The organism is Ruegeria arenilitoris (genome assembly GCF_013032445.1).
Classification (GTDB): domain Bacteria; phylum Pseudomonadota; class Alphaproteobacteria; order Rhodobacterales; family Rhodobacteraceae; genus Ruegeria; species Ruegeria arenilitoris_F.
This window is the reverse complement of record NZ_WQCA01000003.1, coordinates 166907-190425: the sequence shown is the minus strand read 5'-3', so window position 1 is coordinate 190425 and position 23519 is coordinate 166907. Positions and strand designations below refer to the sequence as shown.

Annotated in this window: 29 protein-coding genes and 1 other RNA gene; 13 read left to right on the top strand and 17 right to left on the bottom strand. The window is 56.3% G+C overall.

Annotation, left to right across the window (positions count from 1 at the left end):
* From lpxA to GOW98_RS05310, 15 genes are all read right to left on the bottom strand, one after another.
* Nucleotides 1–786 carry an acyl-ACP--UDP-N-acetylglucosamine O-acyltransferase gene (lpxA, locus tag GOW98_RS05375; RefSeq protein WP_170330038.1) on the bottom strand — a complete coding sequence of 262 codons (786 nt, stop codon included), beginning with the start codon at nucleotides 784–786 and terminating at the stop codon, nucleotides 1–3.
* Nucleotides 783–1256, bottom strand: coding sequence for a 3-hydroxyacyl-ACP dehydratase FabZ (gene fabZ / locus GOW98_RS05370; RefSeq protein WP_170324861.1), 474 nt, complete (start codon nucleotides 1254–1256; stop codon nucleotides 783–785). Before fabZ ends, lpxA begins: the two co-directional genes overlap by 4 nt.
* A gap of 71 nt (nucleotides 1257–1327) precedes the next feature.
* The gene (locus GOW98_RS05365) at nucleotides 1328–1912 is read right to left on the bottom strand and encodes an OmpH family outer membrane protein (RefSeq protein WP_170330037.1); all 585 of its coding nucleotides are present in this window, start codon (nucleotides 1910–1912) and stop codon (nucleotides 1328–1330) included.
* 6 nt (nucleotides 1913–1918) lie between these two features.
* A complete protein-coding gene (bamA, locus tag GOW98_RS05360; RefSeq protein ID WP_170330036.1) occupies nucleotides 1919–4279 on the bottom strand; it encodes an outer membrane protein assembly factor BamA in 2361 nt (786 codons plus the stop codon).
* 127 nt (nucleotides 4280–4406) lie between these two features.
* Nucleotides 4407–4535: a hypothetical protein gene (locus GOW98_RS26010; protein WP_302479247.1), complete on the bottom strand. Its 129-nt coding sequence runs from the start codon at nucleotides 4533–4535 to the stop codon at nucleotides 4407–4409.
* Between the two features lie 90 nt (nucleotides 4536–4625).
* The gene (rseP, locus tag GOW98_RS05355) at nucleotides 4626–5978 is read right to left on the bottom strand and encodes an RIP metalloprotease RseP (protein ID WP_170330035.1); all 1353 of its coding nucleotides are present in this window, start codon (nucleotides 5976–5978) and stop codon (nucleotides 4626–4628) included.
* Nucleotides 5979–5982: 4 nt separating this feature from the next.
* Nucleotides 5983–7155 (bottom strand): 1-deoxy-D-xylulose-5-phosphate reductoisomerase, encoded by a 1173-nt coding sequence (dxr, locus tag GOW98_RS05350; protein ID WP_170330034.1) that lies wholly within the window; start codon nucleotides 7153–7155, stop codon nucleotides 5983–5985.
* Nucleotides 7155–7937, bottom strand: a complete 783-nt coding sequence (locus GOW98_RS05345; RefSeq protein WP_170330033.1) for a phosphatidate cytidylyltransferase — start codon at nucleotides 7935–7937, stop codon at nucleotides 7155–7157. Before GOW98_RS05345 ends, dxr begins: the two co-directional genes overlap by 1 nt.
* Complete coding sequence (locus tag GOW98_RS05340) at nucleotides 7934–8665, bottom strand: isoprenyl transferase (protein ID WP_170330032.1); 732 nt, start codon at nucleotides 8663–8665, stop codon at nucleotides 7934–7936. The genes GOW98_RS05345 and GOW98_RS05340 overlap by 4 nt, the downstream gene beginning before the upstream one ends.
* Before the next feature lie 9 nt (nucleotides 8666–8674).
* Entirely contained in the window at nucleotides 8675–9238 is a 564-nt protein-coding gene (gene frr, locus GOW98_RS05335) for a ribosome recycling factor (protein WP_170330031.1), read from the bottom strand.
* A gap of 187 nt (nucleotides 9239–9425) precedes the next feature.
* The gene (gene acuI / locus GOW98_RS05330; protein WP_170330030.1) at nucleotides 9426–10421 is read right to left on the bottom strand and encodes an acryloyl-CoA reductase; all 996 of its coding nucleotides are present in this window, start codon (nucleotides 10419–10421) and stop codon (nucleotides 9426–9428) included.
* 102 nt (nucleotides 10422–10523) lie between these two features.
* A complete protein-coding gene (locus tag GOW98_RS05325) occupies nucleotides 10524–11627 on the bottom strand; it encodes a dimethylsulfoniopropionate demethylase (RefSeq protein WP_170330029.1) in 1104 nt (367 codons plus the stop codon).
* On the bottom strand, nucleotides 11628–12134 hold the full coding sequence (locus tag GOW98_RS05320) for a DinB family protein (RefSeq protein WP_170330028.1): 507 nt from the start codon (nucleotides 12132–12134) through the stop codon (nucleotides 11628–11630).
* A complete protein-coding gene (locus tag GOW98_RS05315) occupies nucleotides 12134–12838 on the bottom strand; it encodes a DUF1326 domain-containing protein (RefSeq protein WP_170330027.1) in 705 nt (234 codons plus the stop codon). Before GOW98_RS05315 ends, GOW98_RS05320 begins: the two co-directional genes overlap by 1 nt.
* Nucleotides 12839–12842: 4 nt before the next feature.
* Nucleotides 12843–13634: a DUF2182 domain-containing protein gene (locus GOW98_RS05310; protein ID WP_170330026.1), complete on the bottom strand. Its 792-nt coding sequence runs from the start codon at nucleotides 13632–13634 to the stop codon at nucleotides 12843–12845.
* Nucleotides 13635–13721: 87 nt separating this feature from the next.
* Between GOW98_RS05310 and GOW98_RS05305 the strand changes: the two genes are divergently transcribed.
* The 7 genes from GOW98_RS05305 to GOW98_RS05275 all read left to right on the top strand — a co-directional run bounded on the left by GOW98_RS05305 (nucleotide 13722) and on the right by GOW98_RS05275 (nucleotide 18469).
* Nucleotides 13722–14453 (top strand): FadR/GntR family transcriptional regulator, encoded by a 732-nt coding sequence (locus tag GOW98_RS05305; RefSeq protein WP_170330025.1) that lies wholly within the window; start codon nucleotides 13722–13724, stop codon nucleotides 14451–14453.
* 10 nt (nucleotides 14454–14463) lie between these two features.
* Nucleotides 14464–14826, top strand: a complete 363-nt coding sequence (locus GOW98_RS05300) for a DUF4345 family protein (RefSeq protein WP_170330024.1) — start codon at nucleotides 14464–14466, stop codon at nucleotides 14824–14826.
* Nucleotides 14827–14862: 36 nt separating this feature from the next.
* Nucleotides 14863–15209: a transfer-messenger RNA gene (gene ssrA / locus GOW98_RS05295) on the top strand.
* A 100-nt stretch (nucleotides 15210–15309) separates the two neighbouring features.
* On the top strand, nucleotides 15310–15741 hold the full coding sequence (locus tag GOW98_RS05290; RefSeq protein WP_170330023.1) for an ester cyclase: 432 nt from the start codon (nucleotides 15310–15312) through the stop codon (nucleotides 15739–15741).
* A gap of 128 nt (nucleotides 15742–15869) precedes the next feature.
* On the top strand, nucleotides 15870–16685 hold the full coding sequence (locus GOW98_RS05285; protein WP_170330022.1) for a chromate resistance protein ChrB domain-containing protein: 816 nt from the start codon (nucleotides 15870–15872) through the stop codon (nucleotides 16683–16685).
* Complete coding sequence (chrA, locus tag GOW98_RS05280; protein ID WP_170330021.1) at nucleotides 16682–17935, top strand: chromate efflux transporter; 1254 nt, start codon at nucleotides 16682–16684, stop codon at nucleotides 17933–17935. Before GOW98_RS05285 ends, chrA begins: the two co-directional genes overlap by 4 nt.
* A 75-nt stretch (nucleotides 17936–18010) precedes the next feature.
* Nucleotides 18011–18469, top strand: a complete 459-nt coding sequence (locus tag GOW98_RS05275; protein ID WP_170330020.1) for an SspB family protein — start codon at nucleotides 18011–18013, stop codon at nucleotides 18467–18469.
* A gap of 10 nt (nucleotides 18470–18479) precedes the next feature.
* Here the strand turns inward: GOW98_RS05275 and GOW98_RS05270 are convergent, their stop codons facing one another.
* Entirely contained in the window at nucleotides 18480–18995 is a 516-nt protein-coding gene (locus GOW98_RS05270; RefSeq protein WP_254437916.1) for a hypothetical protein, read from the bottom strand.
* A gap of 243 nt (nucleotides 18996–19238) precedes the next feature.
* Here GOW98_RS05270 and fumC point away from each other — a divergent pair, with 243 nt between their 5' ends.
* The 6 genes from fumC (at nucleotide 19239) to GOW98_RS05240 (ending at nucleotide 22607) form a co-directional block, all read left to right on the top strand.
* Complete coding sequence (gene fumC, locus GOW98_RS05265; RefSeq protein WP_170330019.1) at nucleotides 19239–20633, top strand: class II fumarate hydratase; 1395 nt, start codon at nucleotides 19239–19241, stop codon at nucleotides 20631–20633.
* Nucleotides 20633–20809, top strand: a complete 177-nt coding sequence (locus tag GOW98_RS05260; protein ID WP_170330018.1) for a DUF4169 family protein — start codon at nucleotides 20633–20635, stop codon at nucleotides 20807–20809. Before fumC ends, GOW98_RS05260 begins: the two co-directional genes overlap by 1 nt.
* On the top strand, nucleotides 20806–21033 hold the full coding sequence (locus tag GOW98_RS05255) for a ribbon-helix-helix domain-containing protein (RefSeq protein WP_170330017.1): 228 nt from the start codon (nucleotides 20806–20808) through the stop codon (nucleotides 21031–21033). The genes GOW98_RS05260 and GOW98_RS05255 overlap by 4 nt, the downstream gene beginning before the upstream one ends.
* 82 nt (nucleotides 21034–21115) lie before the next feature.
* Entirely contained in the window at nucleotides 21116–21697 is a 582-nt protein-coding gene (locus GOW98_RS05250) for a TetR/AcrR family transcriptional regulator (protein ID WP_170330016.1), read from the top strand.
* A gap of 12 nt (nucleotides 21698–21709) precedes the next feature.
* Complete coding sequence (locus tag GOW98_RS05245; protein ID WP_170330015.1) at nucleotides 21710–21997, top strand: YciI family protein; 288 nt, start codon at nucleotides 21710–21712, stop codon at nucleotides 21995–21997.
* A 7-nt stretch (nucleotides 21998–22004) separates the two neighbouring features.
* On the top strand, nucleotides 22005–22607 hold the full coding sequence (locus GOW98_RS05240; protein ID WP_170330014.1) for a DNA-3-methyladenine glycosylase I: 603 nt from the start codon (nucleotides 22005–22007) through the stop codon (nucleotides 22605–22607).
* A 6-nt stretch (nucleotides 22608–22613) separates the two neighbouring features.
* Here GOW98_RS05240 and GOW98_RS05235 read toward each other — a convergent pair whose 3' ends face one another.
* A complete protein-coding gene (locus GOW98_RS05235) occupies nucleotides 22614–23495 on the bottom strand; it encodes a fructose bisphosphate aldolase (protein ID WP_170330013.1) in 882 nt (293 codons plus the stop codon).
* Between the last annotated feature and the right edge of the window lie 24 nt (nucleotides 23496–23519).

Genomic DNA, 23519 nt, shown 5'->3' with positions numbered 1-23519 from the left:
TTACTTCCTCGGTGTCAGGAAGGATCGGTCCGATTGTCCAGTGACAAAATCAACGATCCGTTGCACGTATTCGCTTTCGTTGTCCACACCAACTCGGTGCGCCCGCTCCATGAACGTACCCTCTCCAGTCGATAACTCGCGGAACGCAGCGCGCAATGCTGAGATATCTTCTCGAGAAACACCCTTGCGCTTCAGGCCAACCAAATTCAGACCGTCCAATTCGCCACGCGGGGCCTGCACAAGGCCATAGGGGATGACATCATTCGGAACCATGGTCAGTGCGCCAATGATCGCGCCGCGACCGACACGTACCCATTGGTGCAGACCGGAAATCCCACCCACGATCACATCGTCTTCGATGACACAATGACCTGCCGCACCGGCGTGATTTACCATGATAACGCGGTTACCGATCTGAACGTCATGCGCCACATGCACACCGGCCATCAGCAGGCAATCGTCACCGATCCGGGTCACACCGCCGCCACCTTCAGTTCCGGTATTCACTGTCACGTGTTCCCGAATACGGTTGCGCTTTCCAATCTCAAGACGAGTATCTTCGCCGCCGAACTTCAAATCTTGTGGTATTTCTCCGATCACCGAAAAATTAAAGATGACGGTTTCATCGTCAATCAAGGTGTCGCCGGTAACAACAACATGCGATTTCAGTTCAACCCGATCCCCTAAGCGAACCTGAGCGCCCACGTAACAAAACGGTCCGATGATGCATCCTTCACCGATCTTAGCACCGTTTTCAACAATTGCGCTTGGGTGGATGCCGCTCATGTTGTTTTTTCCATATCCCAATCGACATAGGCCGAGAATTCGGCCTCGGCTGCGACCTCACCTTCGACGGTGGCCTTGCCGCTGAACTTGAAGATCTTGCCGCCCTTCTTGCCGCGAACGGTTTCAACATGCATCTCTAGCACGTCACCCGGGATCACCTTGCGGCGGAATTTGCATTTGTCGATGTTCATGAAATAGATCAGCAGCTCGCTGTCTATCACGTCCATACCCACGCCCAGCATCACGCCCGCAGTTTGTGCCATCGCTTCGACAATGGTCACGCCAGGCATGATCGGTGTACCGGGGAAATGTCCCTGAAAATGCGGCTCGTTCATAGTGACGTTCTTGATGCCAACAGCCGACTGATAGCCCGAGATATCAACTACCTTGTCGACCAGCAGAAACGGATAGCGATGCGGCAGGATCCTTTGGATCAGCTGAATATCGGCGCTTTTTGTTTCCGTGCTCATGGAGAATTCGTCCCGTTCTGAATTTCATTTTTTGGCGTGGTAGCAATACCGCGCCTTAAGGGCAAGCAAACCTATTCGCTGGCCTCGTTTTCGATAGAGCTGCCATCGCCGATCACCGCGTCGATCCGGGCAATGGCCGCATCGGTAATGTCTGTGCGGTCCGAGCTGAGGAAAACGCTGGACCTCTCTATGATGATCGAAGCGCCGGAGTCGCGTAACAGGTCAATCAAAACCGGTTGCACCAACTCAAAGAACGTTTGGCGTGCTTCTTCGCTGCGGCGCGCAAGGGCGTCAAGTTTTGCGCGCTGACCTTCGCGGTGTGACTGGACCTTCTTGTCGAAAGCATCTGCCAACGGGCGGAACTCATCCGTTGTCATAGTGGCGCGTTTGTTCGTCAGATTTTTCTCTTCCTGGCTCAACTCGGCCACAATTCGTTCGTTTTCCTGACCCAGCAATACACCTTCGGCTTCAATCTCGCGCAAGACGCGCTGACCAAAGGCGGAGTCTGAAAACAACCGCTCGCTGGACAGGGTAACGACGCCACTTTGTGGCACACCTAGTTGTTGGGCTATGGCCGGTGTCACAAAGACGATAGTCAGAAAAACACTCAGGGCCCTGGTAGGGCCCTGAAGTTTGTTTAAAATACGCGTCAACATTCGGGATCAGAACCGGGCCTGGACTGTCAGGTCAAAGCTCTGTTCCTTGTCGAAGTCTTCTTTTTTCAACGCTTTCGAGAAGTTAAAGCGCAAAGGACCGAACGGTGTTTCCCAAAGAACCGATACGCCGAGCACGTGACGGATCGATCCATCGGCACCCACGATGTCTGCGCCGGCGGTGTTCACATCATTAAGGTTGTAGAGGTTGCCAAAGTCATAGAACACGCCCCCTCGTAGGCCAAATTCCTCAGGAAGGCCAAGTGGGAAATCCGATTCCAGACGCGCTACCCAATAGTAGTTGCCCCCGATCGCATCATCCTGATCATTCGACAGGTCACGCGGACCAATACCAGCAGGTTCAAAACCGCGGAAAATACTGGGACCCAAGACAAAGCGATCAATGGTACGGCTGAAATCGTTACCGCGCCAATGCAGAGCGCCCGCTTCTATGCTTGCACGCAACACAACCTCTTCATTCCAGACACGTGTCTGAGCTATGCCACGGGCCGACGTTTTGTAGAACTCATTGTCTCCGCCCAGTCCCGCTGCATCGAAACCGGCTTCAAACAGGACGCCTGCATTTGGATTCAGACCCCCCAGTCGGCTGTCGTATATGTAAGACACACCCAAAGAGCTGGTTGAACGTTCACCCTGATCGATTTCCGAGGAAATAACTGCACCGTTGTCCTCGTTATCCTGTTGGGTCATCTCGCTGTTTTCCCAGCCATAGCGCAACCGAAGCGAAGATAGTTCGCCAATGGCGTAGCTTAGCTGGGGTCGGAAAAACAGAGTTTCAGTATCGTAGCTCGCAAAGCTCGAGTTAGTCGTCGCAAGGCCAAGTCCCACGTCGAAGCGCAGTCTACGTCCCAGAAGATAAGGCTCGGTAAAATTCAGCGTGTATTGCTCTGAATCCTGCGCAGTCGACAAGGTAAGACCAACAGTCTGTCCGCGCCCAAGGAAGTTGGTCTCGCGCAGTCCGATCGCAACGCCAAAGCCGTCAGCGACCGAGTAGCTACCGCCGAGGCTCAGCGAGCCGGTTGGTTGCTCTTCAACGTCGACGTCTACAATCACCTGACTGGGCGAAGACCCTTCGCGAGGCTCGACATCAGCGGTTGCAAAGAATCCCAGTGCGCGAATACGTTCAGCGGCCTGACGGATTTCTCGCGGGTTGAAGGGATCGCCTTCAACTGTATCGAATTGCCGGCGGATCACGCGGTCCAGCGTTGTGGTGTTTCCTTCGATGTCGATCCGCTCAACAAAAATGCGCGGCCCGCGGGTAAGAACAAACTGAATATTCAGCCTCAGGTTACGCGCGTCCCGGGTTACGCGGGGTTCAACCCGCAGGAAATCGACACCCTGCTTGATCCCCAGACGCTCCATCCGTGCAATCGAGTTTTCGACCAGAGACGGCGAATAGGTTACACCCGGCTTGATTTTCAACGCAGCCTGATACGGAGCCGGGTCTACACCCGGAATTTCGCTGACCGTGCTGATTTGCCCGAATGAGAATTTCTGGCCCTCGGTAATGTTCATCACGAGGAAAAAGGCGTCACGTTCGCGGGTGAATTCCACATTCGCGCTGTTGATGCGGAAATCTACATAACCGCGCGACAGGTAAAAGTCCCGGATAACCTGTTTATCGAATTCGATCCGGTCAGCGATAAAGGTATCACCGCTGAGGAAAGTCCGCAGGACGTTCGCTTGCTTGGTTTCCAGAACCCGGCGCAAACGGCGGTCGGAATATGCACGATTGCCAACAAAACTGACGCGTTCAACTTCGATCGTGGTGCCTTCGGCAACTTCGAAAACCAGGTCGACGCGATTGTCACTGCGGCGAATGATGCGGGGAATGACCGTCGCGGACACGCGCCCCTGCGCCGAATAAATCTCGGCGATCAAATCCGCATCCGCTTCGGCGACCTGAGGAGTGAAGACACGCCGTGGTTCCGACGAGATCGCCTCAAGCAATACGTCGTCTTTGACGCGGTTGTTTCCTTCGATGCTGATCTGGTTGATGGTCGGGTATTCCTCGACCTCAATCAACAGCGTGTTGCCACGTGGGGTAAGCTCGACTGTCTCAAAAACACCACTGTCAAGCAAACGCTGATAGGCATCATTCAACTGTCCACCAGTGACGGACTGGCCAGGTTGAATGCCCGTGCGCGCGATAATCGTCGAGGTTTCAATACGCCGGTTCCCTTCGACGTCAAACGAGTTGATGACGAAATTCTGAGCCCATGCAGTCTGCGGAACAGGCACCAAACCCATCAATGACAAAAGGAAAATAAACGTTAGTGATCGCCACAAAATCTTGTTTTCCGGCTTCTGCCCCCCGCAGGATGTACCCGCGCCTCGCCTATCAGTCATATTTCACTACCCGATATTTTTTAGACTTTATTGCTGAGTAGCGAGAATATTTATGCTTGTCAAAAGACCAAAACAGAAAGCGGCCTCAAGGGCCGCCTCGCGTGGTTTCTAAAGTTGGCGCTGAGAATCACATGGTGATGAGGTATGCCCAACCGCCCAAGGCAACAGCGGTAACGCCAAAGAACAGCAGCATGTCCCAGTTCAATACGAACAGAAACCCAACACTTTCGGCAGATTTACGTAGGGCCTTCGACATGACAACCTCTGACACAGGACTAATTTTGCACAAAAGCGTACGTTCAAAATGGGGCGTAATTGCGGCACTTTCTTGCGGTGACTGCCACAATTAGCAGAACAGGTCGTTCGACACCGAAAAGACCATCAAGCCAAGGATCAGAGATATCCCAACCGTCATCAAAACACCTAGAACCTTATCGCTGGGTGGTTTTCCGGTTACTGCCTCATACGCGTAGAATACCAAGTGCCCGCCATCCAGCGCTGGTATAGGAAACAAGTTCAGCAAACCCACGGCAGTCGAAAGAACCGCAATGAAAAAGATGAAGTTTTGCGCCCCTTGGCTGGCCATTGCACCCGACGTTTCGGCAATACCAATGGGTCCGGATATGTTGCAGGTGCTGATCGCGCCAGTAACCATGTGCCAAATCCCGGACAACGACCCCTCGACGATGCGCCAAGTCTGTCGAACTCCGCCAGAAAGGGATTCCAACACCCCTGCAGGCGTCGTTGCTGGCTCCAGCGCCATACCTCCAACAATCCCAATGCGCCAATGGGTTATAAATCCACCTTCGGGTTTTGGCTCATCCGTGCGGCGCGGAGCCAATGCAAATTCAAGTTCAGCCCCATCGCGCCAGACATCCAGTAACAAGACCTTGCCATCCGAGCCCTCTACTTGTTCTTTGAGTTGCTCAAAGGCAAAAACCGGTTCCCCATTGATCGCCGTAATGACATCGCCGGATTTCAGATCGATATCCATGGCGGCGCTGCGTGGAGTGACTTGCTGGATCAGTGGTGGAAACAGCCAAGGACCTGATACATCTATCGTTTGCCCCTCGCGGATCACCGTGTAATCCAGCTCTGGCTCAACAGGCAATGCGCCGGTGAATTCGGCCCAGGCGCCCTGTTGATCGAAATTCGGCACCGGAACGCCTGCGATGGCCACAATCTCATCACCATCCTGCAGTTGCTGTTCCGTCCCCGGCAGAGGGTACAGCTTGCCAACAGTCAACGGCTCTCGGGTCACGCCCTGAGAAAAGAAGATCAGGCCAAACACCAGAATGGACATCACAAAGTTGAACACCGGGCCAGCGGCAACTGTGGCCGCCCGCGCCCACAGGGGCGCGCCATGCATAGTGCGCCGCAGTTCTTCCGGGCTTTGCTCGGTGATTTCCTGCATTGCCTCTTCGTCCTTGCCGGACGCGGCGTTGGCATCACCCAAAAACTTCACGTACCCGCCAAACGGCAATGCAGCGATCTGCCAGCGGGTACCGCGCTTGTCGACGCGGCTCCACAGCACCGGGCCAAACCCAATCGAGAACACCTCGGCGTGGATACCCGACCAACGCCCAACGATATAGTGGCCGTATTCATGCACCGCGACGATGACGGACAGCGCAATCACAAAAGCACAGATCGTATACAGCAGGTTGCCGAATTGAGGGATCAGAGAGATTAGGTCCAAGTTTTTATCCTGCTGTTTGGATGGCGGCCTCATCGGCCCACTTACGTGCCAAATGGTCCGTTTGCAGCACGTTATCAAGGTTTAATGGGGCATCAAGAAGGCCGTCTGACGCCTCAAACCTGTTCAGAACGGCCTCAACAATATCAGCCATCTCAAGAAAGCCGACGCGACGCGCGATAAAGTGATCCAGCGCGCGCTCTTTGGCGGCGTTGAAAACGGCACCTGACAGGCCGCCCCGCTGCATCACATTTCGGGCCAGGCGCAGGGCCGGATAGCGCGCCTCGTCCGGTTCCTGAAAGCGCAACTGTCCCAGCTTGGCGAGGTTCAGGCGCTCGACCGGCAGGTCACGCCGTTCCGGCCAGTGCAATGCATAGCCGATCGCGTGGCGCATGTCGGGCGCGCCCATATGCGCCATGACTGCCCCGTCGTTGAACCCGACCAGCGAGTGCACGATGGATTCGGGATGAACAAGCACTTCAATCTGATCGGTCGAAACGCCAAAGAACTCTTTGGTTTCAATTAGCTCCAACGCCTTGTTGAACATCGAGGCACTGTCGATGGTGATCCGCTGCCCCATGTTCCAATTCGGATGGTTCGAGGCCTGTTCGACCGTGGCACTGGCCAGATCACTCAGCGGCCAGTCGCGGAAGGCGCCGCCGCTGGCGGTGAGGATGATCCGCTCAACGGCGTCCATATCCTCACCGACTAGAGCCTGAAATACCGCTGAATGTTCGCTGTCCACTGGCAGAAGGCGCGCATTGTGCGCTCGAGCAGTTTCCAGAACCAGCGCCCCGGCGCAGACCAGCGTTTCCTTGTTGGCCAGCGCCAGCGTCGCACCCTGTTTCAACGCCTCAAGCCCCGGCGGCAATCCAGCAGCCCCGACAATGGCAGACATGACCCAATCGGCGGGCCGTGCCGCGGCCTCGGTCAAGGCCACCTGCCCCGCCGCGGCCTCAACACCGCTGCCGGACAACGCGGCGCGCAAATCCTCCAGTCGATCCTCATGCGCGGTCACGGCTATATCGGCATTCAAACGACGCGCATCTTCGGCCAGTTTTTCGATATTCGCCCCACCGGTCAGCGCAACAACGTCATAAGCCGACGGGTTCCGGTCGATCAGATCAATGGTGTTCTGCCCGATCGAGCCGGTTGCACCAAAAATCGAGACTTTGCGCATCACATGCCCCCGGGGGAATAGATCAGGCCAGCGATGAGAACGAACAAGGCCGCCCCCATCATGCCGTCGAACCGATCCAGAAAGCCACCATGGCCTGGAATCAGGTTCGAGCTATCCTTTACCCCGAACTTCCGCTTGGTGGCGCTTTCTACGATGTCACCAGCCTGGCTGGCCATCGACGCCATCACCGAGATCGCGACGAACAAGAAACCGAACCCGGCATGTAGTGCGAAAATGGCCCCAACAATGGCCGCCGCAACCCATCCGCCAGCCGTGCCCGACCAAGTTTTCTTGGGACTCACCTTTGGCCAGAACTTCGGGCCCCCGAAGGTTTTGCCAACAAAGTACCCGGCCACATCCGTAGCAACCACCACCGAGATCAGCCAGACCATCCAGCCGAAACCCATATTTTCGCGGATCGAGATGAACCCCAGCCCGGCAGCCGCGATCCAGATAGCAAACAGTGCATAGGTTGTCTTGGACCGGCTGACTTGTCCCGCCCCAACCAAGGCCGGAGCAATAAGTACGGGCAATTTGTATAGCGGCGGCAAATGATAGCTGAGCAGAACCGCAACCCCGGTCAGGATGCCAAGTTGCACCGCCGCCCCAGTCTTGTCCGGATCGATCATTCGAACCAGTTCCCAGGTCATCAGGCCACATGCGATTGCAATAAAGGTCTCGAACCACAACCCGCCCAGCCAGACCTCGATCGAGCCGACAAGGACCAGCACGGCAGCCGACAGAACCCGGGCGGTCAGATCAGACCATCGGCCCTCACTCATACCGGAATTGCCCCGAAACGTCGTTCGCGGGACCCGAAATTACGGCACAACCGTTCCAGCTCGGTCGCGGTGAAATCGGGCCACAGAGTGTCAATAAACTCATACTCGGAATAAGCGGATTGCCACAGAAGAAAGTTTGAAATCCGTGCCTCACCACTGGTTCGGATAACCAAATCCGGATCCGGAAGAACTCGTGTATCCAGATACTTAGGTAGAGTTTCTTCATCTACATCTTCAGGGCGCAAGCGACCCTCTGCCACGTCCCGTGCGAGACGTTTTGTGGCCCTTGCCACCTCATCCCGGCCTCCATAGTTCAGAGCAACCGTCAAATGAACCAGATCGTTATCCTTAGTTTCCTTTTCCAGCGTATCCATCAGCGCGGTCAGCTTGGCATCAAGCCGTACTCGATCCCCAATGAAACGAACCCGAATCCCGTTATTCTTCAGGGTCCGGGTTTCCTTAATGATATAGCGCCGAAACAGGCTCATCAGACCGGCAACCTCGGCCTGCGTGCGTTTCCAGTTCTCGGTCGAAAACGCAAAAACCGTCAGGTATTTGACCCCAAGACCCGGACAAGCCTCTACCACTTCGCGCACGCGCCGCGCACCGGCGTGGTGCCCGAACAGCCTTGGCCGTCCACGTGCCTGCGCCCAGCGACCGTTCCCGTCCATAATAATGGCGACGTGGCGCGGCCCAGCGACGGGCGCAGTATGAGGGGCGTTAAGCATATTCCGGTCTCAGACCTGCATGATCTCTGCCTGCTTGGTCTCAAGCGCGGCATCAACGTTTTTGATCATCTCGTCGGTCAGGTCCTGAACCTCGGATTCCCAAAACTTCTGATCGTCTTCGGACATACCGTCTGCCTTGGCCTTCTTGATCTGGTCCATGCCGTCGCGACGAACGTTGCGGATCGAAACACGGGCATGCTCGGCATATTGACCGGCAACCTTGCCCAGTTCACGGCGACGTTCTTCGTTGAGTTCAGGAATCGGCAGCATGATGATGGTACCGTTCAGCTGAGGGTTGATCCCTAGACCACTTTCACGGATGGCCTTTTCGACCTTGCCGACCAGCCCTTTGTCCCAGACATTAACCGTGACCATGCGCGGCTCGGGTACGTTAACTGTTCCGACTTGGTTGATCGGCGTCATCGAGCCATAGGCATCGACCATAACCGGTTCCAGCATCGAGGCCGAAGCACGCCCGGTCCGAAGCGAGGCGAATTCGGTTCTGAGATTGGACATTGCGCCTTCCATGCGCCGTTTCAGATCATCGGTATCCAGTACAAAATCGTCAGACATGCTGCTCACTCCCCGTCTTCAGGTGCTGTTTGCATGGCTCATAAGCCATCGCAGTTGGGATGTATAGCAATGATGATGCGGAAATGCGCCAATGACCAGAGGTGTTTCCGGCATTTTCAGGGAGTTTCAGAGACAAAAAAGACCGATCGGCGCGCGGGCCGACCGGTCTTGATGTAAGTCTTGCCGATCAGGCGTTTACATCAACGACGACGCGGCCCTTTACCTGGCCTTTCAGAATATCAGCGCCCAATTGCGGCAGATCATTCAGGGTTGCGGGGTGAACCATCGCTTCAAGCTTGTCCATGGGCAGGTCCGTAGCGATGCGCTGCCAGGCACGAACGCGGTTGTCGTACGGCTGCATGACGCTGTCGATACCCAGCAGATTAACTCCGCGCAGCAGGAACGGAATCACCGTTGCAGGCAAGCCAGCACCACCGGCCAAGCCAACCGCGGCAACCGATGCGCCATATTTCATCTGACCCAGCACGCGCGCCAGCATCTCGCCACCCACTGCATCGACACAACCGGCCCAGGTCTCGCTTTCCAGCGGGCGCTTGGTGGTCTCGTTCAGTTCCTCACGCGGAACGATCGTAGTCGCCCCCAGAGACTTCAGGTAATCACCTGTTTCAGGGCGCCCAGTGACGGCTGAGACTTCATAACCCAGATTGGCCAGAATGGCGGTTGCCACCGAGCCGACACCGCCGGCGGCCCCGGTCACCAGAACCGGGCCGTGGTCGGGCTTCATACCATGATCTTCCAGCGCCATCACCGCCAGCATCGCCGTGAAACCAGCCGTGCCCACGGCCATTGCCTGCCGCGCAGTCAGTCCTTCGGGCAGTGGCACCAGCCAATCGGCCCGGGCGTTTGCCTTTTGCGAATAACCGCCCCAATGGGCTTCACCCACGCGCCAGCCGGTCAGAACAACCTTGTCACCCGGCTTGTATCGATCATCCGAGGAAGCCTCGACCGTACCGGCATAATCGATCCCCGGCACATGCGGGTAAGAACGCACCAGACCGCCGCCTTTGGGCGACGTGCACAATCCGTCCTTATAGTTCACCGTCGAATAATCGACGGCCACCGTGACTTCGCCCTGCGGCAAATCTCCCAAAGAAAGCTGTTTAACCAACGGGCTGGCCAGTCCGCTTTCCTCGTCTTTTTCCATGACCAATGCGTTGAACATCATATTTCCTTTCGTTTTTTACAAAACCAGGCCCAGTCTTCACCTGACTAAAAATTTCCTGGGGGAGTCGCGCAGCGACGGGGGCGGTGCCCCCAGCCGCGCTCAAATCCAGAACTTCTCCTGTACGGTCGCACGGCGCATACCGTCCGGCGTTTCCACCTCGACAATTGTCCCAGCGTCCCAATGGCTCAACCGCAGCATTCCTATCGACACGTTGGTTGCAAAATCCGGAGACCAAGCGGCCGAGGTCACCTGCCCCACCCGTTTACCATCGGCAAATACCGGCCAAGGACGGTCACAGGGCGGAACGGCGTCGCCCTCGATGGCGATCGGCCGGAGTTGCTGGACAGGACCTTCCTTGGCTACGCGCAGCAAGGCGTCGCGGCCAATACAGCCGATGGCCGTATGGGTATTGCAGAACTTGCCCAACCCGCATTCATGAGGTGTGTTGTCGTCGGTCATGTCATTGCCATAGGACAGCAACCCGCCTTCGATCCGTTCGATCAGGTTGGGACAGCCTGCCCGTACCTGCAGGTCTTCGCCAGCGGCAAACAGAGCATTCCACAACGGCATTCCGATTTCGGAGCCTTCGACGTAAATCTCGAACCCACCCTGTTTGGAATAGCCCGACCGCGCCACCGCCAGATCGCGGCCCTGAAATTCGAACATGTCGAATTTAAAGAACCGGATATCGCGTACACGGTCACCAAAGACACGCGACATCAACTCATCCGCCTTCGGCCCCTGTACGGCCAGCGGAGACACGTCCGGTTCATCCACCAGAACGTCCAGACGATACCCGTTCGCGATACCCTTGACCCACAGCAACAAGTCACTGTCGGCGATGGAAATCCACCAGCGGTCATCTGAAAGCTTCACCGCGACCGGATCATTGAGCATCCCACCAGTTTCATCAACGATGGGCACATAATAACACTGCCCCGGCAGCATCCCCCGCAAATCGCGCGGCGTCAGCATCTGCATCAGTCGTGCGGCGTCCGGCCCACGCAGTTCTACCTGCCTTTCACAAGACACATCCCAGACCTGAACATGGGATTTAAGGTGGCGGTAGTCGGCTTCGACACTTTCGAAAACTGTCGGCAACAACATACGGTTATACACCGTATATCCTTTGACTCCGGCCGCTTCGACCCCTTCGGAAAACGGAGTTCGACGCAACCGGCGGGATAGGGAAATCTGCGGCATTCAAGCCTCCTCAGGCATAAAAACCAAATCGCTTACAGGCGCAGCTGATCCGGTTTCGGTCAGCATCTGGTGCAACTGTCCACGATGGTGGGTCTGATGGTTAAACATGTGGATCACACATTGCGCGTAAGGCAATGTAACATCAGCCTCTTTTGCCGCTGAGAACCAGGTGAAGTCACCGGTCAGCGGCGCGTGCATCAGCGTTTCGGCCCAGTCAGAAATGCGGCCATCCACGGTTTCACACAGGGGCACCCAATCGGCCAGATCGGCGCATAACGAGACACTTTCGGGGATACCTCCGCCCGGCCCTTCACCGTTGTCAAAGCGCGACACCCAGATCCAGTTGCCCCACAACAAATGGTTCGCCGTCCCCATGATTGAGCCAAAAAATGCGCCCCGCTCCTTGGTTAGTTCTTCGGGTGCAAGTGCTTGCAGAAACCCCGATAACTGACTGTTTTGCCATCGGTTATAACGTGCCATTTCTTGGGCATAGACCCCGGTGATCATCACTTTGGCCCATGCCAGTCGATCGGGCAGATCTCAGCCGACTTGCCACCGAAATCCCAGACGCGGCCATAGTCACGCACTTTGGACTTGGTGCCGCGAGCGACAATGATATCCGGACCCATCCAGTATTTCGAGTTCGACACCATCACCGGATGCTCAGGGTCCTTTCCCGACAGCATCTCAATCTCACCCTGAATCTTGCGGCCAATTACAATCCGACGCTTGTTGCAGTCACGCTCAATCTGCACCGGTGCCCGCTCGGCGCCGATGATCTCACTCACCAGCATGGTGAACAGCCCGGTGGTGCCACCTGCCTGACCACTGAAGATTTGCAGCAGACCGTTATAGGCCTTGCCGCTGGCACGTTCGTCCACATAGGCCGCGACTTTCCACTGGCCCTCTCCCATGCGGCCCGGAATATCGACCAATAGCCCCACGTTCAGACCGGACAGGTCTTCGCCTTCATAATGACCTTCGTCGATGATAACCCCCATCCACGCGTGGCAGTGGCCCTCGGTTGGAGGATGCGCCCCAAGCGACACAACACACGGACAGAACACGTCGCATGAGCAATTCAGGATCAACTCACCCTTGATGGCCCAGTCCGTTGGACTCATCTCTCTCCGCTTGGGATTGGGCATACGGCTGTCAATGCGCTGGCTGATCGGCAGCCTATCTGCTTCGGGTTTCCTGTTTTTAGCCATATACTTATCCTCCGTAAGTAAAGGGATAGACCAGCAGGGCAAGCCCCCCTGCGATCAATGCAAACCCCATCGGCCGCGTTATCGCGTGACCGATCTGAGGCAGTTTCTCGAGAACCATGAACAGTGTCGCCAGACCCATCCATAGCAGGCTCATAACGCCACCAACGAACCCGAGCGCCATGAAGCCCCAGCAGCAGCCGACGCAGAACGCACCCAGCCCCAGCCCCATACGCAAACCGCCTGAGAAGCCGGTTTTCCAATGGCCCAGGAAATAGGTCATCGGGGCGTGGCAGACACCGTGGCAAACCTCTTTCGCGCGGGTGAACTGAAACGCGCCAACTGCGATCATCAGGCCGCCGGCAAACCAGCCGGATTTCGCAATGCCCAGCATGTCGACGACGCCGCCGAACAGTAGAGCCAGCTGAACGCCGGTGATCAGAGCGGCAAAACCAACCCAGACAATGAAGTACCCGGCCAAGACACCGATCCAACCCGCTCGGGTGCCATTGGCGCTGCGGATCAGGTCCTCATAGCTGCGCAGAGTCGGTACCAGCGTCGGCAGCATCATTGCAGCCATCATGATTGCCCACATCCAGAACAGCGGCCCAAATTCGGCCATGGGCATATACATGTCCATGCGGGGGTCCATCGCGGCCATCGCTTGCCCCATCGGGCCTGGCCGACCGATCCAATCCAGATCCATATCGCGGCTCATGGTGAACATCATCCACCACGCCCACAGGATCAGAATGTAGAATCCCAGCCACAATCCGCTGCGTAGAACTGCGCGACTCACGCTTCCCTCCCGACTCAGTCCTTGCTTTTCAAATGTCAGACTTTTAAATGTCAGACAAATAAAAATTTCACCGACGGTCCCCGGAACATGAAAATCGACCCTCAGAAACCAGCGGATTTATCGGCCCAGATCGCTCAGGCCATACGTGATGCTATCATATCGGGCGAGTTGATCGTGGACGAAAGATTGCCGTCCGAGGCCGAGCTGTCCGACCATTTCCAGGTGTCGCGCCCAACGGTGCGCGAGGCCCTCAAGCGTCTTGCGGCGCAATCGCTGATCCGCACCCAGCGTGGTGCCAGTGGCGGTGCCTTCGTGAACCGGATCAGCTTTGAGGATGCCTATTCGCAACAAATCACCACGTCCACGCTGCTGCTGTCGATGAATGAGATCAGTTTCGACACGGCTTGTGAGGCTCGCTTTGCGCTGGAACGCGCCTGTGCCCCGCTGTCGGCGCAACGCCGCACTGCCGATCAACTGGCTACCATGCGGGCCGAGATTTTTCGGCAGGCTCAACCTGGCCTGACGGATGAGGCGTTCTGTTCTTCGGATGTCGCCTTTCACCGCGCTCTGGTCGATGGGGCCAGTAACCCGGTTCTGTCCTATCAACTAGCCGGGGCGGTTGAGGCGATGCAGCCGCTGATGAACATGATCACGTTTACCGCCCGATCCCGCGAAGAGATAATTGGCCTGCACAATCGGATTGCCGATGCGTTGGAGGCCCGCGATGAGGCAAAAGTTGACGCCGCGCTGGTTGAGCTAGAAAACTACACACGTAAACTGGCGCAGGACGTGGCCCAGCAACACCGCAAACCTGCGTGACGGAGATATGATGGTAACAGCGCTGAATGTAATCGCAGCCTTGTTAACGATAGGCTTTGGCCTGTTTGGCTTCCTGGCTCCGGCTTTTACCGCCGCATCGCTGGATCTGACGCCGACCGACAGCAATATGGGCCTCAGCGAGATGCGTGCCTCGGTCGGCGGTTTGTTCGTGGTGACCGGTGCAGCCGTGCTGTGGCTTAACAATCCGATGGCCTACGCCATGCTTGGGGTTGTTTACGCGGGCGCGGCGCTGGGTCGGTTTGTCTCGGTCGTTCTGGACAATCCCCCAATCGTCAAGGCGGTAACGTTTGGAGGAATCGAACTGGCCCTGGCGCTGTGGCTGATCCTGGCGAACTTCAACAGGGCCGCCTAAGAGATTGTTTTTACAATATCCGCCGTTCGAAAATCCCGGTTTGCATCCGCGCGTCTGCTCACCTATATAGGGTATGTCCTTCGGGACTATGGACATAAACGCGCTCGTAATAAGCGGATCGGACCCGGGGGCGGTACCCGGCGGCTCCACCAAAATCCTTCGTTTGAGGATCATGGGGCCGAAACAGGATCGACGAACGTCTAAAGGGGTTAGCTTTGTCTCGGCTGTCTGCCACCGTTATCGGCGAAACTAGTACAATTGCAAACGACAATCGTGCTCCGGTTGCAGTTGCTGCGTAAGCAGTAACAAGACCGAAACTTAAGCCCTTACGCCTAGCCGCGTAAGGCGGGGTTCGCAGGTACCTGGCAACAGAAACCTGCATTTTCCCTGTAATGTCTGTGGTTTAACTCTGATCTTGTACACGTTCAGAGTTTTTTCACCCTTTCATTTCATTCTCAGCCCAATAGGAAAAGGAGAGCTGGGATGTCACACGCAGATATACTCAGAAACTGGTATGCCGAGGTTTGGGAAAACGGGAACATTGATGCCATCGACCAGTTTTTTGCCCCCGATACTATGGCCGAGGGGCTGATCCCCGAAATGCAGGTCGGCGCGGATGACTTCCGCGATCTGGTTATGGCTTTTCGACATGTGCTGGGGGACATAAAGGTAGATCTTCCAAAAATTATCGAAGACGGCGATTGGGTGTCCGGGATTTTGAATGTCAGTACCACCCGGGCGGATAACGGGGCTCCGTTGCAGGCCACCGGCAGCGTCATCGCGCGCATCAAAGATGGCCGCATGGTCGAGGCGTATAACCAGTTCGACTTCATCTCGCTGTTCGAACAACTGGGCCAGTTCCCGCAGGACACCCTGCCTGTCTGTATGACTGGGCAAAGGCTGGACTGGGCCTGACACAGGCAACGCAATCTTGACCCCTAGGACTCTTGATCGTAAGCAGAAGCCATGGGGTAAGATTGCGAACGCCCCGTGAGGCGCCAGCCCAAGTTTCGCATGTATCCGTATGCATCAGGAGACATGCCATGCCCGCGCCCAACTCTATTACACCGAAACAGTTGCTGCGCCTGATCGGAACGCCACAGGCTCCGGTCTTAGTCGATATTTGCTTGGATCAGGACTTTGAGGACGATCCGTTTCTGATCCCCGGTTCTGTACGCCATGCCGCGATGGATATAGACGGTATTGCCCAGTTTATAGGCAATCGTAAAGCAGTCATTATTTGCCAAAAGGGTAAGAAGCTCAGTCAGGGGGTCGTGTCTTGGCTGCGCAGCAAAGGATGTGAAGCCGAATTTCTGGAAGGCGGAATGTTTGGCTGGCGCGACATGGTGGATGCCCCACGGATACCAGCCCAAGCCGTGCCAATGCGAGATGATGGCCAATCCGTCTGGGTCACCCGCCACCGGCCAAAAATAGACCGGATTGCCTGCCCGTGGCTAATCCGCCGCTTCGTAGCCCCCGACGCGCAGTTTCTTTTTGTATCCCCTTCCGAGGTTGAAGCCACCGCTCAAGCCTTCGATGCGACACCGTTCGATATCGAAGGTACATTTTGGTCGCACCGAAACGACTGCTGCACCTTTGACACTATGCTGGACGAGTTTAAGTTGCGAACCCCTGCCCTCGACCGGCTTGCCACAGTGGTCCGTGCCGCTGATACCAATCGTCATGAACTTGCACCCGAGGCGGCGGGTTTGCTGGCGGTTTCAGTGGGCCTCTCGCGCCAATACCGGGAGGACCACCAGAACCTTGAGGCGGGTCTGCACCTTTATGACGCTTTGTATCGTTGGGCTCGGGACGGTTTTGAGGAACACCACGACTGGCCAACGGACCGCAGATCATGACTCCTTCGACTGCGGAACTCGTCCGGGTGTTCGGCCGCATCGGATTGCTTTCCTTCGGAGGCCCGGCGGCGCAGATTTCGCTGATGCATCAGGAACTGGTCGAAAACCGCCCCTGGCTGGATGAGCAGACCTATCTGCGAGCTCTGTCGCTGTGCATGTTGCTGCCGGGTCCTGAGGCAATGCAACTGGCTACTTACGCAGGCTGGCGTCTGCGCGGAGTAACAGGCGGTTTGATCGCCGGGGCCTTGTTCGTGCTGCCCGGAGCCTGCGTTATCGCGATTCTGGTAGGTCTGTACGCCGCCTATGGCGATCTGCCCTTGGTTCAGGCCGGGTTTCTCGGGGTGAAGGCGACGGTGATTGTGATCGTCCTGCAGGCGCTTCGGAACTTGTCGCGCAAGGCGTTGACCGATACGCAGCATCGCGCCATCGCAGGACTTGGGTTTCTGGCCATCTTCGCGCTAAATCTACCCTTTCCGCTGATCATTCTGGCCGCAGCGATTTGGGGGTACGTAACGTTTGACGGTCAGCCACGAGCGGAGGCCATAACCCCTGCGCCCAAAGTCACAGGTACGTTTCGCACCGCTGCCTTCTGGCTGCTGATTTGGTTGGGGCCGCTGCTGGCACTGACCCTTACAGGGCAAAAGCTGCTGAGCGATCTGGGCTGGTTCTTTGCCCGCCTCGCTGTCGTCACTTTTGGCGGAGCTTATGCCGTGCTGGCATATATGACCCAGACCGTCGTGGACAAGTATCACTGGGTCAGCACGGATCAGATGATCGACGCGCTGGGTCTGGCGGAAACGACTCCGGGGCCATTGATTCTGGTGACCCAGTTTGTTGCCATGCTGACTGGCCAGATGACAGGTGGCGCCTCTCTGGCAATCGCGGCCGGAGCAGTTGCCTTATGGGCCACCTTTGTACCTTGTTTTCTCTGGATTTTCCTTGCGGCGCCGTATCTGGACCAACTGGCTGCCCGTCCCAGATTGTCCGCCGCGCTGCACGGGATTACAGCTTCCGTGGTGGGTGTGATTCTCAATCTATCCGTGTGGTTCAGTCTGAACGTTCTGTTTCAAAAAATCCCAGAAGCATCATGGGGACCGGTGACACTACCCTGGCCCGACCTGACCAGCTTGAATCCAGCCGCCCTGTTACTAGCTTTGCTTGCTGGGTTATTGATTTTTAGGTTTAAATTTGGAATGGCAACTACATTGGCGATCATGGCCGCGATAGGAACGGGACTACATTTCGTTTAAACAATCCTCACACAGGCGGTCTTTCGTTTCCGATGAAATCCCCTATGCTGAGGTAACCACTTTTGAGGATGACACATGTCGCAAGACATCGACTATGGGAACCTGATGCACACCGCCATGCGCGGGCTCATCAAGACCGTTCTGACCAGCGTTTCCGACAATGGCCTGCCCGGGGCGCATCATTTCTTTATCACTTTTGACACCCGCCAGGACGGCGTCGAACTGGCCGATTGGCTGCGTGAGCGGTACCCCGAGGAAATGACCATCGTCATGCAGCACTGGTTCGAAAACCTTGAAGTTGGCGATGACGGGTTTGCGATCACGCTGAACTTTGGCGATGCGCCGGAACCGCTGTATATCCCCTATGCGTCGATCAAGACCTTCGTTGACCCCTCGGTCGAATTCGGGCTGCGGTTTGAAAGCCCCGAGGATGAGGAAGAAATCGAACCCATCGTCGAGGAATCGATTGAGGTTGAAGAAGAACCCAATCACCAGGACGCCGAGGTGGTCTCGCTGGATAGTTTCCGCAAGTAACCGCCCGGGGCTACTGCTTTTTCAGAAACGTCTCGACCGAGCGCGACTTTATCCCGTTGCGGAACCGTGAGAATGACAAGTCCAGACCGCCCTCTGCCAGAGTGCGGTCGAATTGCTGTAGCTCATAATCGCCGGTTTCGCCGATAAACAGCGAGAACACGGTCAGAGTGTTACCGTCAATCCGCCCCCAGACAAACGGTTCGCCTTGCATCGGGTCCAACGGCACTTCGTGGCCGAACACGTTGCGTTTCATCGCGGCAGAATAGACATCGGCCCTGTCTGACTGCTTGAAATCTATCGAGAATTTCTGATCTTTGACCCGACCATCCGCCTTGTAGGTTGTGGTTGTCCAACTGACGTTGAAGCCATCTTTCAACTCTTCAATCGACACGCTCATGTCACGTGGCGTTTGGCTTCCGTCTTCATCCACAACATTGGCAGACCCTACGTAGCTGCCGACAAAGGGCGCAATATCCTCGGCGTGGACTTTTTGCCCCGTCAGAGCGAGTGAAATCAGAATGCCCAATGAAAAGGTAAAGATTTTCAGAGGATAAGCTCGAACCAATGTACCCACCTTCGCCTCCAACATGTTGATCCGTCTATTGTAGCTGACCCGATAGCGCACACAATGCGTTTCGGACCGAATTTACCAATCCCTTCCGGCTATACCTCTGGCATCCTTGCGTTTATGGTGCGCGCAACTGGCCGATTGCACGATAACATTGTTACGGGTAAACGGCATGCGACTGCATACACGACGGAGTAACCGATGTCTCAGACCCGCACCGAATCCGACAGCTTTGGCCCGTTGGAAGTCCCCGCTGACAAGTATTGGGGCGCCCAGACGCAGCGTTCGATCATGAACTTCCCCATCGGTTGGGAAAAACAGCCCGTAGCCATCGTGCGCGCGCTGGGCGTGATCAAGAAAGCCTGCGCGATGGAGAACAAGGCCATCGGCAAGCTGGATGCGAAAATCGCTGACGCCGTCATTCAGGCCGCCGGTGAGGTGATCGAAGGCAAGTTTGACGACAACTTCCCGCTGGTCGTCTGGCAGACCGGGTCTGGCACCCAGTCGAACATGAACTCGAACGAGGTGATCGCCAACCGTGCGATCGAGATTCTGGGCGGCGTGATCGGTTCGAAAGATCCGGTGCATCCGAATGACCATTGCAATATGGGCCAATCCTCGAATGACACGTTCCCGACCGCCATGCACATCGCCACAGCGATGAGCGTGCGTGACGTGCTGCTGCCGGGTCTGGAGAAATTTGCCTCGGCTCTGGAAGCCAAGGCGAAAGAGTTCACGGGTATCATCAAGATCGGTCGCACGCATACTCAGGATGCGACACCGCTGACGCTGGAGCAGGAATTCGGTGGTTACGCGCACCAGATCCGCCAGGGTATTGCCCGTGTTCACGCCTCGATGCCTGGTATCTATGAACTGGCCCAAGGCGGTACTGCCGTTGGCACCGGCCTGAACACTCATAACGGTTGGGATGAGGCGGTGGCCAAGAACATGGCGGACATCACCGGCCTGCCTTTCTTGACCGCACCGAATAAATTCGAAGCCTTGGCAGCGCACGACGCCATGGTCTTTCTGTCGGGCGCTTTGGCGACCATTGCGGGCTCTTGCTACAAGATCGCCAACGACATCCGCCTGCTGGGCTCTGGCCCCCGCTCGGGTCTGGGGGAGCTGATCTTACCGGAGAACGAGCCCGGCTCGTCCATCATGCCCGGCAAGGTAAACCCAACTCAGGCCGAAGCGCTGACACAAGTAGCAGCGCATGTGATGGGCAACGACGCGGCGATGAAATTCGCCGGTTCGCAGGGGCACTTCCAGTTGAACGTCTACAACCCGATGATGTCCTACAACCTGCTGCAGTCCATCCAACTGCTAGGCGACGCCACCGACAGCTTTACCGAACGGATGCTGCTGGGCATCAAGGCCAATGAACCGCGCATCGACAAGTTGATGAAGGAATCGCTGATGCTGGTGACCGCGCTGGCGCCAACCATCGGCTATGACAACGCCACCACTGTCGCCAAGACAGCGCACAAAAACGGCACGACCCTCAAGGAAGAGGCCATCGCGCTGGGCTTTGTCGATGAAGAGACCTTTGACGCCGTGGTTCGCCCTGAACACATGATCGGTCCCAAAGACTGATGGGCAAGCCGGTCAATCTGAACCGGTATCGAAAAGAAAAAGCGCGGGCCGAGAAAAAGGCCCGCGCAGATCAGAACGCTGTCAAATTCGGCCGTAGCAAGGCTGAAAAGATCGAAGAAAAGTTCCACCAGGACAAACAGCGTCGCGACATCGACAATCACGAGTTGGATGAATGAGCGGCCGTCCGGTCAAACGATCACTGACCCTGAAGGGGCACCGCACTTCGGTGTCTTTGGAAGACGAATTCTGGCAGGCCTTTCGCGACATCGCGAAGTCAAAAGAAACCGCAATCAACGCCTTAGCGGCTGAGATTGACGTCGAACGCGACCCCGAGGTCGGGCTGGCCTCAGCCATTCGGGTGTTCATTCTGGACTGGTACCGCGACGCCTCTTCTACGTAACTTCGGCGTGTGTTGACGCTGTAGGACAATTGTCCTACGCTCTCATTAGGACAATCGTCCTATTAAAGGAGAGCGACGTCAAATGTCAGATCTCAGTACCAGCGAACAGATTGTCCAGGTCGCGGACGAGTTGTTTTATCAAAACGGTTTTGCCCAGACCTCTTTCGCGGACATTGCCAAGGCGGTCCACATCTCTCGTGGAAATTTTTATTATCATTTCAAGACGAAGGATCAGATTCTCAAAGCGGTGATTGACCTGCGGTTAAGCACGACAAAGCAGATGCTGGACGATTGGGAGCAAGACCTCCCGGGCCCGAAACAATGCATCGGACAGTTCATCGGGATTATGATCATGAACCGCTCAAAGATAACGCGGTACGGCTGCCCGGTCGGTACCCTGTGTACCGAATTGTCGAAACTTGAACACAGCGCACAAGACGACGCCAACTTGTTGTTCGACCTGTTCCGCGACTGGTTGGAGCGGCAGTTTTCTGCAACTGGCCTTTCGGAAGATGCACCGGATTTGGCTATGCGGCTGTTGGCACAAAGCCAGGGCATCGCAACGCTTGCGCAGGCTTATCAGGACGAGGCCTTCATTAACCGCGAGGTGCAGCAACTGAATATCTGGCTGGACCATCTTTTACCACAACCCGACGCGACCTGAGGAAGGTTTCTCATGTATATAATTTTACTGCGCTTTTCCGAAAACAAGAACCTCGCCCCTGATCATTTGGACGGGCACCGCGCCTGGCTGAAACAGGGTTTCGACACCGGTATGTTCCTGCTTGCCGGAAGTTTGAAACCGGGCGTTGGTGGTGGCATTCTGGCCGTAGCAGACAGTCAGGATGCGGTGACCCATTTCGTCGATCAGGATCCTTTTGTTGTTGCCAATGTGGTGACAGCCGAGGTTCTTGAGTTGGAACCTGCCCGAGCAGACACCCGCCTGAACTTTCTTTTGACCTGAGGTTTCCATGACCAAAATCGTTTCGGGCCCGGATGGCCAACCACGTTGTGCATGGTGTCAGGCAGCACCAGAGTTCTTTGAATACCACGACAACGAATGGGGTTACCCGGTGGCTGACGATCAACGCCTGTTCGAAAAACTGTGCCTTGAGAGCTTTCAGTCAGGCCTCAGTTGGCGCACTATTCTGGCCAAGCGCGAAAACTTCCGCAAAGCGTTTAAGCAGTTCGATTTCAGCGCGGTAGCCAAGTTTGAGGAAGCGGATGTCGAACGTCTTCTGCAGGACGCGGGCATTATCCGGCATCGCGGCAAGATCGAAGCGGTCATCAACAACGCCCGCCGCGCGCAGGAGCTTGTGGCGACTGAAGGATCCATCGCCGCTTACGTCTGGCGGTATGAGGCAGACAACCCTCCCGAGCCACAGACAGCGTCGACCTCAGCCGAATCCATTGCGATGTCTAAGGATTTGAAGAAACGCGGCTGGAAGTTCGTTGGCCCAACCACGGTGTTTGCCTTCATGCAGGCCATGGGGCTGGTGAACGACCACGCCATTGGGTGTTCCATGCGTGAAAAAGCGGCGCAAATGCGCCGCGAATTCACCAAGCCGGTTTAACGCCCCTTAGACCGAGGCGCGGAAGATCTTGTCGATGTTGCCACCCAGCGCAGCGTTGAATTCGGCATCCGATTGCTGCTTCGACAGCCCCTCGGTCAGCGCGCGCGAGAACGAAGCAATCATCTTGCCGTTCTGATCCAACAGATCACAGGCCTGCTCGGTCGAATAGCCGCCCGACAGCGCCACGACGCGGACCACGCGCGGATGATCGGCCAGTTCGTCATACAGGTTCGCCTGGCTGGGGATGGTCAGCTTCAGCATGATGTCCTGACCCTCGGCCAGTTGGTCGAGGTTTTTCAGGATTTCGGCCTTCAGGATGTCCTCAGCTTCAGCTTTGGTGTCCGAGTTTATGTTCACTTCTGGCTCGACAATCGGGACCATGCCTGCGGTGACAACTTCACGGGCCACGTCGAACTGCTGAGCCACCACAGCGGCAATACCTTCGGCATTGGCTTCGTGGATCACCGAACGCTCTTTGGTGCCGAATACGCCATCGGCCTTGGCCAGAGTATCCGCCAGACCTGGGATCGGTTTCATCATCTGAACGCCGTTTGCCTGATCCTCCAGCCCTTTGTCGATCTTCAGGAACGGAACGATGCCTTTCTGCGACCACAGGTAATCCGCAACCTTGCGACCGTCGATCTCTTCGCCCAGCGTGCGTTCAAACAGGATCGCGCCGATCACTTTGTCCTTGGTAAAGTCATCAGCCAGAATGATGCGGGCGCGCATTTTCTGGATTTCACCGAACATCTCTTCGTCCGAGCTGTATTCCGAGGCCTCAACCCCGTAAAGCGCCAGCGCCTTGGGTGTCGAGCCGCCACTTTGATCCAGGGCTGCAATGAAACCCGCGCCGTTGGACATTTGTTCGCGCTGTTCTGCTTTGGACATAAGACTTTCCCGTTTAATGATGAT

Bases quoted from the DNA above. Each gene is read 5' to 3' on its own strand.
- GOW98_RS05315 (WP_170330027.1), bottom strand. From the start codon at position 12,838: ATGGCTAAAAACAGGAAACCCGAAGCAGATAGGCTGCCGATCAGCCAG.
- GOW98_RS05260 (WP_170330018.1), top strand. From the start codon at position 20,633: ATGGGCAAGCCGGTCAATCTGAACCGGTATCGAAAAGAAAAAGCGCGG.
- lpxA (WP_170330038.1), bottom strand. From the start codon at position 786: ATGAGCGGCATCCACCCAAGCGCAATTGTTGAAAACGGTGCTAAGATC.
- acuI (WP_170330030.1), bottom strand. From the start codon at position 10,421: ATGTTCAACGCATTGGTCATGGAAAAAGACGAGGAAAGCGGACTGGCC.
- GOW98_RS05300 (WP_170330024.1), top strand. From the start codon at position 14,464: ATGGTAACAGCGCTGAATGTAATCGCAGCCTTGTTAACGATAGGCTTT.
- frr (WP_170330031.1), bottom strand. From the start codon at position 9,238: ATGTCTGACGATTTTGTACTGGATACCGATGATCTGAAACGGCGCATG.
- GOW98_RS05305 (WP_170330025.1), top strand. From the start codon at position 13,722: ATGAAAATCGACCCTCAGAAACCAGCGGATTTATCGGCCCAGATCGCT.
- dxr (WP_170330034.1), bottom strand. From the start codon at position 7,155: ATGCGCAAAGTCTCGATTTTTGGTGCAACCGGCTCGATCGGGCAGAAC.
- GOW98_RS05245 (WP_170330015.1), top strand. From the start codon at position 21,710: ATGTATATAATTTTACTGCGCTTTTCCGAAAACAAGAACCTCGCCCCT.
- GOW98_RS05325 (WP_170330029.1), bottom strand. From the start codon at position 11,627: ATGCCGCAGATTTCCCTATCCCGCCGGTTGCGTCGAACTCCGTTTTCC.
- chrA (WP_170330021.1), top strand. From the start codon at position 16,682: ATGACTCCTTCGACTGCGGAACTCGTCCGGGTGTTCGGCCGCATCGGA.
- GOW98_RS05275 (WP_170330020.1), top strand. From the start codon at position 18,011: ATGTCGCAAGACATCGACTATGGGAACCTGATGCACACCGCCATGCGC.
- GOW98_RS26010 (WP_302479247.1), bottom strand. From the start codon at position 4,535: ATGTCGAAGGCCCTACGTAAATCTGCCGAAAGTGTTGGGTTTCTGTTC.
- GOW98_RS05285 (WP_170330022.1), top strand. From the start codon at position 15,870: ATGCCCGCGCCCAACTCTATTACACCGAAACAGTTGCTGCGCCTGATC.
- GOW98_RS05240 (WP_170330014.1), top strand. From the start codon at position 22,005: ATGACCAAAATCGTTTCGGGCCCGGATGGCCAACCACGTTGTGCATGG.
- GOW98_RS05320 (WP_170330028.1), bottom strand. From the start codon at position 12,134: ATGATCACCGGGGTCTATGCCCAAGAAATGGCACGTTATAACCGATGG.
- GOW98_RS05365 (WP_170330037.1), bottom strand. From the start codon at position 1,912: ATGTTGACGCGTATTTTAAACAAACTTCAGGGCCCTACCAGGGCCCTG.
- GOW98_RS05345 (WP_170330033.1), bottom strand. From the start codon at position 7,937: ATGAGTGAGGGCCGATGGTCTGATCTGACCGCCCGGGTTCTGTCGGCT.
- GOW98_RS05235 (WP_170330013.1), bottom strand. From the start codon at position 23,495: ATGTCCAAAGCAGAACAGCGCGAACAAATGTCCAACGGCGCGGGTTTC.
- fumC (WP_170330019.1), top strand. From the start codon at position 19,239: ATGTCTCAGACCCGCACCGAATCCGACAGCTTTGGCCCGTTGGAAGTC.
- fabZ (WP_170324861.1), bottom strand. From the start codon at position 1,256: ATGAGCACGGAAACAAAAAGCGCCGATATTCAGCTGATCCAAAGGATC.
- bamA (WP_170330036.1), bottom strand. From the start codon at position 4,279: ATGACTGATAGGCGAGGCGCGGGTACATCCTGCGGGGGGCAGAAGCCG.
- GOW98_RS05290 (WP_170330023.1), top strand. From the start codon at position 15,310: ATGTCACACGCAGATATACTCAGAAACTGGTATGCCGAGGTTTGGGAA.
- GOW98_RS05250 (WP_170330016.1), top strand. From the start codon at position 21,116: ATGTCAGATCTCAGTACCAGCGAACAGATTGTCCAGGTCGCGGACGAG.
- GOW98_RS05255 (WP_170330017.1), top strand. From the start codon at position 20,806: ATGAGCGGCCGTCCGGTCAAACGATCACTGACCCTGAAGGGGCACCGC.
- GOW98_RS05340 (WP_170330032.1), bottom strand. From the start codon at position 8,665: ATGCTTAACGCCCCTCATACTGCGCCCGTCGCTGGGCCGCGCCACGTC.